The sequence below is a fragment of the Bacillota bacterium genome (assembly GCA_012837335.1).
GTDB lineage: Bacteria > Bacillota > Limnochordia > Darwinibacteriales > DTU012 > DTU012.
The window spans coordinates 25,371-36,214 of record DURM01000066.1; the positions used below are offsets into that span (position 1 = coordinate 25,371).

Annotated in this window: 10 protein-coding genes; 8 read left to right on the forward strand and 2 right to left on the reverse strand. The window is 45.3% G+C overall.

Annotated features, from left to right (window positions below; translation table 11 throughout):
• Positions 1–70: 70 nt before the first annotated feature.
• On the forward strand, positions 71–1,114 hold the full coding sequence (gene add, locus GX019_09650) for an adenosine deaminase (GenBank protein HHT37423.1): 1,044 nt from the start codon (positions 71–73) through the stop codon (positions 1,112–1,114).
• Here add and GX019_09655 read toward each other — a convergent pair.
• Positions 1,071–2,225 carry a hybrid sensor histidine kinase/response regulator gene (locus tag GX019_09655; GenBank protein HHT37424.1) on the reverse strand — a complete coding sequence of 385 codons (1,155 nt, stop codon included), beginning with the start codon at positions 2,223–2,225 and terminating at the stop codon, positions 1,071–1,073. The genes add and GX019_09655 overlap by 44 nt on opposite strands.
• A 311-nt stretch (positions 2,226–2,536) precedes the next feature.
• Between GX019_09655 and GX019_09660 the strand changes: the two genes are divergently transcribed.
• From GX019_09660 to GX019_09690, 7 genes are all read left to right on the forward strand, one after another.
• Positions 2,537–3,502 carry an AEC family transporter gene (locus GX019_09660; protein HHT37425.1) on the forward strand — a complete coding sequence of 322 codons (966 nt, stop codon included), beginning with the start codon at positions 2,537–2,539 and terminating at the stop codon, positions 3,500–3,502.
• A gap of 149 nt (positions 3,503–3,651) precedes the next feature.
• Entirely contained in the window at positions 3,652–4,068 is a 417-nt protein-coding gene (locus tag GX019_09665; GenBank protein HHT37426.1) for an Lrp/AsnC family transcriptional regulator, read from the forward strand.
• Positions 4,065–5,237, forward strand: coding sequence for an aminotransferase class I/II-fold pyridoxal phosphate-dependent enzyme (locus GX019_09670; GenBank protein HHT37427.1), 1,173 nt, complete (start codon positions 4,065–4,067; stop codon positions 5,235–5,237). Before GX019_09665 ends, GX019_09670 begins: the two co-directional genes overlap by 4 nt.
• Before the next feature lie 31 nt (positions 5,238–5,268).
• Positions 5,269–6,585: an aspartate kinase gene (locus tag GX019_09675; protein ID HHT37428.1), complete on the forward strand. Its 1,317-nt coding sequence runs from the start codon at positions 5,269–5,271 to the stop codon at positions 6,583–6,585.
• 119 nt (positions 6,586–6,704) lie between these two features.
• Positions 6,705–7,499, forward strand: coding sequence for a hypothetical protein (locus GX019_09680; GenBank protein HHT37429.1), 795 nt, complete (start codon positions 6,705–6,707; stop codon positions 7,497–7,499).
• A gap of 306 nt (positions 7,500–7,805) precedes the next feature.
• Positions 7,806–9,071: an HlyC/CorC family transporter gene (locus tag GX019_09685; GenBank protein HHT37430.1), complete on the forward strand. Its 1,266-nt coding sequence runs from the start codon at positions 7,806–7,808 to the stop codon at positions 9,069–9,071.
• A gap of 181 nt (positions 9,072–9,252) precedes the next feature.
• Positions 9,253–9,813, forward strand: coding sequence for a hypothetical protein (locus GX019_09690; protein HHT37431.1), 561 nt, complete (start codon positions 9,253–9,255; stop codon positions 9,811–9,813).
• 117 nt (positions 9,814–9,930) lie between these two features.
• On the opposite strand, the gene GX019_09695 is transcribed toward GX019_09690, so the two are convergent.
• On the reverse strand, positions 9,931–10,844 hold a 914-nt coding region (locus GX019_09695; protein ID HHT37432.1), incomplete at its 5' end, for a hypothetical protein.

Consider the following 10,844-nt stretch of genomic DNA (forward strand, 5'->3'; position numbering starts at 1 on the left):
TTCCCATTTTGCAAGGCTTTCGGCGCTTTTTGGCGAAATAATCAATAAATGCAGGGGATGGGGTGAAAATATGAAAACCAATGATATTTGGGTAAAACTGCCGAAAGTAAATCTGCATCACCACTTGGAAGGTGCGATTCGGCTGGAGACTTTTTTGGAGATAGCATCTACCCACATGCTTCCGATTCCAGTGCGAACTTTAGAGGATGCAGCAGATTATCTGCAGGTTTCTGATGAGGACAAAAGCCTGGCCGATTTTCTGGTTAAAGTTGACCGCTCCCTTGAGGTGTCTAAATTTCCGGGAGTTTTAGAGCGGATGGCCTATGAAGCGGTTGAAGATGCTTACCGGCAGAATGTGCGCTATTTAGAGATCAGGTTTGGTCCCTGGCTCCATGTGACGCCGGAGCGTTCCCTTAGAAATGTAATTGAAGAAACGCTTTCCGGGATCAATCAGGCTTGCAGCAGGTATCCGATTACCGCCCGCTTGATTGTCTGTGCCCTTAGACAGCATGAGCCCAAGCAGAATCTGATCCTTGCTAGAACTGCTGCGGAATATATCGAGCAGGGTGCAGCCGGCTTTGACATTGCGGGAGATGAAGCGGCATATCCTGCCGATATTTTTGCCGAGGCATTCAAGACAGCTAAGAAAAGTGGACTGGGTATTACTGTTCACGCGGGAGAAGTCGGCGATGGCAGCCGCGTCTTGGAGGCGATTGAAGTTTTGGGCGCTGATCGGATCGGTCACGGTATTCAGATAGCGGATAACACAAGCTTAATGGAGGCAGTAAAAAAGGCGGGCGTCACACTGGAAGTGTGTCCCACCAGCAATGTCCACACGCGGGCGGTGCCGGAGCTGGCTGTCCATCCCATTCGCAGACTATATGATTGGGGAGTAAAAGTGAGTCTCGGTGATGATGATCCTACCACATCCTCCATCACGATTTCTTCAGAGTACGAGCTGATTGGGGAGCAGTTTAATTTTACGCCTGCTGAAATCGCTGCGATTGTCCTGACCGGAGCGGAGGCCGCGTTCTTACCAGCAGAGCAGAAACACAAGCTGGTTACCGAACTTAATCAAGAACTAACTTCTTGGCTGAAACAGGCACAAAACTGATAATAAAGGCTGTACCCCTGGGGCTAGTTTCGACCGCGAGTGACGCGTCGTTGCGTTTAGCCAGAGAGCGGCAGATTGCTAATCCTAATCCGGAACCGCCGGATTTGGTAGTGAAAAAGGGTTCCCAGATTCTATTCAGCGCTTCTCGGGGTATGCCCGGACCCTGATCGCGGACCACCAGCTCCACATTGTGCGCCTCATACCTAGTTGTAATGGTAAGAGTTTTACCTGCTTCGTCCATTGCTTCTAGTCCGTTAAGAGCAAGATTGAGGAGCAGCTGGGTGATATCGTTGTAGTTAACATAAACTGGCGGACAAGCTTTAAGATTATAGACAATGTTTTTGTGCTCGCGTGTACCTTTTGCATCGAGGAGATACCGCATATCCTCGACAATTTCTTCGAGGTGGTACTCTGCTCTTTCGCTGCGTTTAACTTTATTGATCGTCAGATAGTTAGATAAAATAGTATTAATGCGGTCGAGTTCGCTGATCAGTATTTCAATTTTATCATGATCGAGGGGGCTTCTGGTTAATCTGGCGAGATCCAGGAGAGCGTGCATTGTGGTCATGGGGTTTTTGATTTCGTGGGCGACGCAGGCTGCCAGTTGATTGGATAGATTGCAGCTGTTAAATTGGATGAACTGTTCCAAAGGGCCGCAGATTGAATCCTTGTCCTGAGGTATTTGACATTGAGGAGTGGTTAGGTGATCATGGTGCGGCTCCTGCTTAATCTGATTTAAATAACAGCGGAAGTTTAAAAAACCCTGTACTTTCCACAGCAGAACTTCCGGCTTGCAGGGCTTGGCGATGTAATCGATGCATCCCTCACAGTTGTCAATGGTATGGACTAACTGGTGTTCGCCCAGATAGAGCACTATTAATGGAATGTGCCTGGTTTTGCTGCGGTTGCGAATGATCCTTGATGCTAAACTACCATCAAGTCCTAAGGTTTCTAGATCAAGAACAATTAGGGCTACCGAAGCCTCCTGCGCTGCATGCAGCACTTCATGGCTGGAATGAACCTCAATCAGTTCGTGCTGATCCGGGAGAAACTGCCGCAAAACTTTTAACAGGACAGGATCTGATGAACCAACTAAGATTTTGGTACTCACAGTCGGCTCGAGTTGAGTGGAAAGGTGTAGCATGAGCATGCTCCTTTCAGTTCGCAGCTTAGCTGATCGGTTTTGAAGTAAAACATACCTGCAGAAGTCATGAGTACCCGGCTATCATAGTCAGGATTGTATAGCTACGACTATCATAGTTGACTTGGGATCATACTTCTACACCTAAAATCGATCTCCTTTTTTTACTGCTGACAACATTTCGACAGATTCCTACACTTTTGAACATCTACTTGGCAAAATGGCAGATAAGTTGTATTATCTAAGGGAATGCCGAATACTTTGTCCAAAGGATTGATATAATGCAGGTTTTCTTCTATATTTTAGGCAGCAATATTGTTCCGATCTTTACGCTCATATTTCTTGGCTTTATCTTAAGCAGAGCGTTCAAAATTGATATCTTTACTTTGACTAAGTTTAATCTCTATATTTACGTTCCAATTTTTGTGTTTGTAAATTTATACACGACACCGATAGACATTACCATGCTGAAGGCGCTCATGTTCGCTATTGCGATCTTGATAGTCAATACCGTGGTCAGTACCTGGACAGCGAAAATGAGAGGATATGACTTGAGCATGACCAGCGCCTTTAAAAACGCGGTCATGTTTTATAACTCCGGCAATATTGGCCTGCCCTTGATTATGCTGGTGTTCAGCAGCTATCCCTATGTGATTGATGGACAAACCCCCTACCTGGATTTGGCGGTGACTACTCAGGTAATGGTGCTGGTGATTCAGAATGTAACGACCAATACAATTGCGGTCTTTAACGCGGGCCGGGCTTATCTTGATTGGAAGGAATCGCTGCGGAAAATACTGCATATGCCCACTGTCTATTCAATTCCAACGGCACTTATTTTAAAATATCTGCCGCTGGATTTAACGCAGGCTCCGTTTTGGCCGGGACTGCAGTTTGTCCGCCAAGGATTAATTTCGATTGCCTTGTTAACCTTAGGCGTTCAGCTATCTCGAACCACGTTTGACTTTAAAGATCGGGAAACCTATCTAGCGGTGGCGATGCGGCTTCTCGGCGGACCGGTTCTTGCTTTCTTCTTAATTAAGATATTTGGATTTTCCGGCATTGTGGCTCAAACATTAATGATTTCATCATCGGTTCCCACCGCTGTCAATACCGCATTGATTGCAGTGGAATTTGACAACCGTCCTGATTTTGCTTCGCAGGCAGTAATGGTTTCAACTCTGTTGAGCGCAGTTACTCTCACCCTAGTAATTTACTTTGCTCGCCTGCTGTTTCCCGTGATTTAATCGGTGTTTGGTATTGAATTTTTATCCATAATCGGATAAAATTAAGCAATATTAGTTTATGCTGGATTCAGGAGGGATCAGGCGTGGAAAAGAAGCTTCTCGGAATTCTAGAGCGCAATAGTCGGATTTCCGTTGAACAGCTGGCTGTGATGCTGGAAATCTCTGAGGAAGACGTGATCGAGCTCTTAACTAAACTTGAGAAAAATCGCACGATTTTGGGCTATCACACCGTGATTGATTGGGAGAAGACCCAGCGGGAGCTGGTTACTGCTTTAATCGAGGTTAAGGTTACTCCGCAGCGTGGCTTGGGTTTTGACAAAATCGCTGAACGGATCTATCAGTATCCGGAGGTGAACAGTGTTTTCCTGATGTCGGGTGGTTTTGATCTGACTGTGATTATCCAAGGTAAAACCATGAAGGAAGTGGCCATGTTTGTCTCCCAGAAGTTGGCGCCGTTAGAAGGAGTATTGAGCTGCTCAACTCACTTTGTCCTCAAGAAGTATAAACAGGAGGGCTTTGTCTTCGGACCGGAAGAAAAAGATCAACGGGCGGCGATCTGGTTATGAGCAGATCTTGGATCAACAGCCGAGTGCAGAGTTTAAAACCGTCCGGAATTCGCAAATTCTTTGATATTGTCGCCCAGATGGACGATGTTGTCTCCTTGGGAGTGGGCGAACCTGATTTCCTGACTCCCTGGCATGTCCGGGAAGAAGGTATCTATGCCCTGGAAAAGGGACTGACTACCTATACCTCTAACTCCGGTTTACTTGAGCTGCGCGAAGAAGTAAGCCGCTATTTGGAACAGCAGTACAATTTGAGTTATCGGCCTCAAGATCAGGTCTTAATTACAGTCGGGGCCAGTGAAGCGATAGATTTGGCTATGCGGGCTGTAATCGAGCCCGGCGATGAGGTATTAATTCCGGAGCCGTCCTATGTCTCCTACGCACCCTGCGTTATCCTGGCAGGAGGTGTTCCGGTTGCTGTGCCGACAACCAACGCAACCGATTTTCGCTTAACTGGCTCTGATTTAGAAAGCAGCATTACCGATAAATCCAAGATTTTAGTGCTGCCTTATCCTAATAATCCTACCGGAGCAATTATGGAGAGACATGATTTAGCTGATATTGCTCGGGTTATTGATAAGTATGATCTTTTGGTTGTCTCAGACGAAATTTACAGCGAACTGACTTATGGAACGAAACACGTCTCCATTGCATCGCTTCCGGGTATGTATGAGCGAACGCTGGTGATCAATGGGTTTTCTAAGGCCTTTTCCATGACCGGATGGCGTTTAGGCTATGTAGCGGGAGATCCTGAACTGATCGCTGCCATGACTAAAGTGCATCAGTTTACGATTATGTGTACACCGACGATCAGTCAGTATGCCGCAGTAGAAGCGCTGCGAAACGGAAGTGAATCAGTTGAAATGATGCGCAGCGAATATGATCTGCGGCGCAAATTCTTGGTGCACGCGTTTCGCCAGATGGGATTGGAGTGCTTTGAACCCAAAGGCGCTTTTTATGTATTCCCGTCGATAAAATCTCTGGGAATGAATAGTGAGGAATTCTGCAACCGTCTCCTCGAAGAAGAGCGGGTGGCTGTAGTGCCGGGAACTGCTTTCGGCAGCTGCGGCGAAGGTCATATCCGGGTTTCGTACGCGTATTCCCTGCGCAATCTTGAGGAAGCAGTCAAAAGGATCGGCCGCTTTGTGCATCGGGTGAGGCAGAAGCAGTAGTGTAATTGGTGTTTGGGAGGATGTTGTCAGAATGGGATTAAAAGTTGTTAAGTTCGGCGGCACATCACTAGCGTCAGCTGAAGCCTTTAAAAAAGTAAAAGCGATTGTTCTCTCGGATCCAAGCCGTCGTTTGGTGATTCCTTCTGCACCGGGCAGACGCTGTCCGGAAGATGAGAAGGTAACCGATCTGCTTTACCAGTGTCACGAGCGGGTCAGCGCAGGCGTGAGTTTTGATGACCTGTTTGTCAAAATTAAGGAGCGCTATCAGGTTATTGTGTCTGGATTAGAGCTGGATTTGAATCTGGAACCATGGCTGGACGAGATTTACGCTCAACTGCCTAAAGAATCAGAACCGGACTACGCGGCAAGCCGGGGCGAATTTCTCAACGGGGTTATTTTAGCCGCTTATTTAGGCTTTGACTTTGTTGATCCGCAGGAGATGATTCGCTTTAATGAGCACGGCTTTTTGGATTTGAAATTAACAGAGGAACTGGTCGGCCGGCAGCTGAATCCGAAAAAGCCAGCTGTGATCCCTGGATTCTACGGCAGCATGCCGGATGGGTCGGTGAAAACCTTTCCTCGGGGCGGCTCAGATATTACCGGAGCAGTGATTGCTCGCGGTGTCAAAGCCGATTTATATGAAAATTGGACAGATGTGTCCGGATTTTTCATGACAGATCCCCGCATTGTTCCTGATGCGAAGCAGATATCTTTGATTACTTACCGGGAGCTGCGGGAGCTTGCGTATAATGGCGCGAATGTGCTTCATGAAGCTGCGATTTATCCGGTCAGCGAGGTAGGTATTCCGATTAATATCCGCAATACCAATGATCCGGATGCGCCCGGCACGATGATTGTGAAAGAAGTCAATCAGCCCCGCGACTGTGGTGATATCATTGGCATTGCTGGCCAGAAAGACTTTGTGGTGATTCAAATTGAAAAAGCGCTGCTGAACGAGGAAATGGGTTTTGTGAGGCGGCTGCTCTCTATTTTAGAAGAAATGCATATATCTTTTGCTCATATGCCTTCGGGAATTGACATGGTTTCCCTGGTGATTTTAAAGACGGAGCTTAATGGAAAACTCGATCAAGTTATCGACCTGATTGCAAAACGCCTTAATCCCGATCGCATTGAGGTTGTGGACCAAATTGCCCTCATTGCCACAGTTGGCTTGGGGCTATCCCAAAAGTGTGGAATCGCTGCCACTTTGTTCAATGCTTTAGCCGCGGCACAGATCAATGTGCGGATGATCGATCAGAACTCGGGCGGCATTAACTTGATTGTCGGTGTCGACAACCGTGATTTTGAACAAGCTGTTAAGGCGATTTACAGTGCTTTTGTATCGTAACCTCGAGATAATGGCAAAAATATCGAAAAAAGATTGACATGCAGTAAATATGTACTTAAACAAATGCTAAATATTTGTTATAATTACAAGAGAAAAAACTGTGAGGAGGTACATATTTAATGCGAAACCTAAGATTTAATCTCGGTATTTTATCTTTGATTGTCCTGGCAGTTTTATTTGCCGGATGCAGTGCCGGACCGGTTGTGAAGATTACGGGTGTTGAAGACGGCAAAGTATATGGGGATGCGGTTACTCCTGGGGTAGCAGTTGATCCGGAAGATGCAGAGGTTACTTTAACTTTAAACGGCAATCCTTATGACGGCAGCCCAATTACTGAAAACGGGTCGTATACACTGACTGCTGCAGCAACAGCCGAGGGAGTTACCCAATCTCAGTCAGTATCTTTCAGCATTCGTAAAGGTGTTTCTAATTATGTTCTCCTTGATGATTTCGAAATCTTTGATGGATACTCCACTGAAAATGATGCGAGTTTAGCTCAAACCACCAATCATAATTTTGTTTTCAAAGGCAATGGTGCTCTGCGGGTAGACAAAGCCGGTACTGACGCCCGCTCCATGGTGCGTCTCCGGGATTATCACCGCAATTTCAGATCAGACTTATCCGGTTTTAACCGCTTAGGTTTCTGGGTGTACTTCCCGGATGCATCGCTTTTGAGACCAGATGCCGCGCTGCATGTGGTCATCTGGCAGTCGGATGGAAATAAACCTACTTGGGCCTTTACTTCCGACCAGTTTGTCGATGGCTGGAATTATGTTGAAATCGACTTAACTGATCCGGAAAAAGCTTTATCCCCAAACAGTATTGGCTTAATCGAATTCCAAGTTCGGACTGCAGATGGTGGAACTCAAATGACTTATTACTATGATGAAATCGAACTTTGGTGGCAGGAATAATTATACAGGTTTAAGTTAATTGGAAGCTGCCGCTCAGTCCAGACTGGGCGGCAGCTTTTCCTGTTTGGACGGAAAAAATGTGTGCATATTTCGCCAAATCGTGATATAATGTTTCTAATAAGATTTGAAAGAGGGATGATAAGTGGACGATCCTGTGCCGAGGCTGTGTATGCATATTCTTTTCTATGCTCGAACCTTGGTGAATTTATCTAAGGAACGACCCATTCGACTGCTGTGTTGAGCGGAAGTTTATCCGCAAAACCATATTATTATTTTTTATTATTCGAATGGGGGAATAAGATTTAAATGGACAGTGGTAGTAGTATAACGATGATCATCAGCATTGCTGGTCTGATTTTAATGTCAGCCTATTTTTCGGCGACTGAGACCGCATTTTCAGCGCTGAGCAAAATCCGCTTAAAAAACATGGCTTCTGAAGGAAATAAGCGGGCTGAGTTGACTCTGAAACTGGCGGAGAATTATGATCAACTGCTGTCAACAATTTTAATCGGGAACAATGTCGTTAATATCCTGGCAGCCTCCTTAGCAACTGTAATTTTTGTGCGGTACTTCGGCCAAGCTGGAGTAAGTATTTCAACCGTGGTGCTGACTATCTTAGTGCTGATTTTTGGAGAAATCTCACCGAAGATTATAGCCAAAGGATCGCCGGAGAAGTTTGCGATGTTTTCCGCACCAATCATTAATTTTTGCATCAAGCTGTTAAAACCGATCAACTATGTATTTACTAAGTGGACTAAGTTCTTGACTGAGTCTGTTGCCACAGAGGAAGACCAGGGAATCACCGAAGAAGAACTGCTGACCTATGTGGAAGTTGCAGAACATGATGGCGGCATTAATCAGAATGAAGGGGATCTGATCCGCAGCGTCATTGAATTTGATGATCTCGAAGCGGTTGATATTCTCACCCCTAGGGTAGATGTGGCGGCTCTGCCGATCACCGCATCGAACGAGGAAATCATGGAGCTGTTCAGGGAAACCGGTTACTCCAGAATTCCGATTTATCAGGGGACGATAGATGACATTATCGGTATTCTGCACTATAAGGATTTCCACAACCGGGTTGTCGTCAACAGCGAACCGGTTAAACGGGTGATGCAGCCGGCGATCTTCATTGCTGAGTCGATGAAAATCTCGGACGTGCTTACAGTACTTAAACAGTCAAAGGCTCATATGGCAGTGGTAACAGATGAGTTCGGGGGAACTGTAGGTATTGTAACGCTTGAAGATATTCTGGAAGAATTGGTCGGTGAGATCTGGGATGAGCATGATGAGGTAATCAACGAATTTGAACAGATCGGCACTCATGAGTATAAAATCCTCTGCAGTGCTAATATCGATAAAATGTTTGACCTTTTTGATATTGATTACGAAACCGATGCAGCTTCAGTAAGCGGTTGGGTAATTCAGGAATTAGGCAGAATTCCCAATGAAGGCGACACCTTTGAATTTGGGAATCTGTTTGTCACAGTAACCAAGACTGATTTCCGCCGCGTATTAGAAATAACTGTTGTTGTAAGGGAAGATGCTGAGTCTAAGGAGCAGGCCAGCTGAATATAATAATATCCGGAGTCACGAACAGTGGCTCCTTTTTTGTTATATATTTGCATATGCTGAGCGAATCTGTGGAAAAGCCCCAGTTTATTGGGTAAATTGGTGTTTAAAAATACCTAACAATATGCTATGATATAGCTGTATGCATTAAATATATTACATAAGGGGGAAATTTACTCACATGAAAAGAGCAGTCAGTTTGTTGGTATTGTTGGCTTTAGTTGTTGCAGCAGCGGGTGTTGTAAGTGCGCAGGAGACAAGACATGTTTTAGAAAACTTCAACCGGGTGCATGGTTTTACAACCGAGAACAAAGCAATCATTTCTTACAATTACGACCCGGCTTACGTAAAAGAAGGCGATGTCAGCCTGAAGGTTGTTAAGGAAGCTGGCGACCAGCGCTCAATGGTTCGCTTCCGCAATTATCACAGCAACTTCATCAGTGATTTAACTGCATATAACCGCTTAAGCTTCTGGGTTTACTTTGAAGATGTTTCCTTGTTAAGAGAAGATGCAGCTATCGGTGTAAGTTTCTGGCTTACCTCCGGCAGCAAGATTAACTTCATGTACACAGTGGACATTTTACAGGATGGCTGGAACTATGTTGTAGTTGACATGGCAGATCCGCAAAAATACTTCATGCGCAAAGATGTTGACTTAATCGAGTTCCAAGTCCGCACAGCTGATGGTGAGACTGAAATGGTTTACTACTACGACGACATTTCCCTGTACTGGGAAGACTAATCTATCCTGTAGAGACTAAATCTAAGCCTCTGCTTCACGATTGGTGGGGCAGAGGTTTTTTGAACGTAAAAATGGCTGTTGGAAAACCAACAGCCATTTTTCATGCGAGATTTTTATTTACTCAGCCATTGAATACCAAGTGACCTGATCAAAGTAAAGAGTCATTTCTGCAGAGCTTCTTACGATGATATCCAAGAATGATTCATATTTGCCATCACCGTTGTCGTCCCAGTAGAGATTACCAAGGGCTTCCCAGTTTTCTCCGGCATAGTCTTTAAGGTCTATTTCAATCAGGTTCCAGCCATCTACAAGCTGATCACTGCTCCATTTTTTGCTGAGTGTTCCGGCTGAAGTACCGAGCGCGAATTCGATTTCATTCAACGGAGTTTTATCCTCAATATAGATCCACATGGACCAGTGCGTATATTCAGTCCAGTCTTCTGGCCAGATGCGGGCGCCTTTCGGATCGCGGTTCCATCTGAAAGCAGACTTTGTATCCGCCTGGTTTGTAAACTTGAGGCTGAAATCACCCTCCTTGATGTAGGCGGGATCTTCGTTCAGCTCTGGAGCAGAGCCTCTGTCATGCCACAAACCATCCAGTTTGGAATCGTCATGTACGAAAATTTTCTTAACAACAATGAAGCTAACTGATTTGGTGAGGGATTGTTCACCAGCGGTTGCCACTACTTCAAGGGTATACTTGCCTGGTTTAGTGATAGCTTTATCGGCATCAATTTCTTCACCGTTCAGTTTCAGAACATAACTGTCAGCACCTGTTACAGTTACTTCTGGTGTAATCTCTGTATACATTTTGCCTTCTTCAATGTTTTTAATCTCAATGGCTATCTCTACGATTGCAAATTTGTAAGTAAATACCGCATCTTTCGTACCGGCTTTAGCAACTATTGTTAACTCGTATTCGCCAACTTCTTCAAGGGTTGCTCCCACTTCATAATCAACTTCAACGCCGTCTTTGGTTAGTGTTATCGATTCGATTTCAGTTTTCTTACCTGCTTTGATTGTCGGCGTAA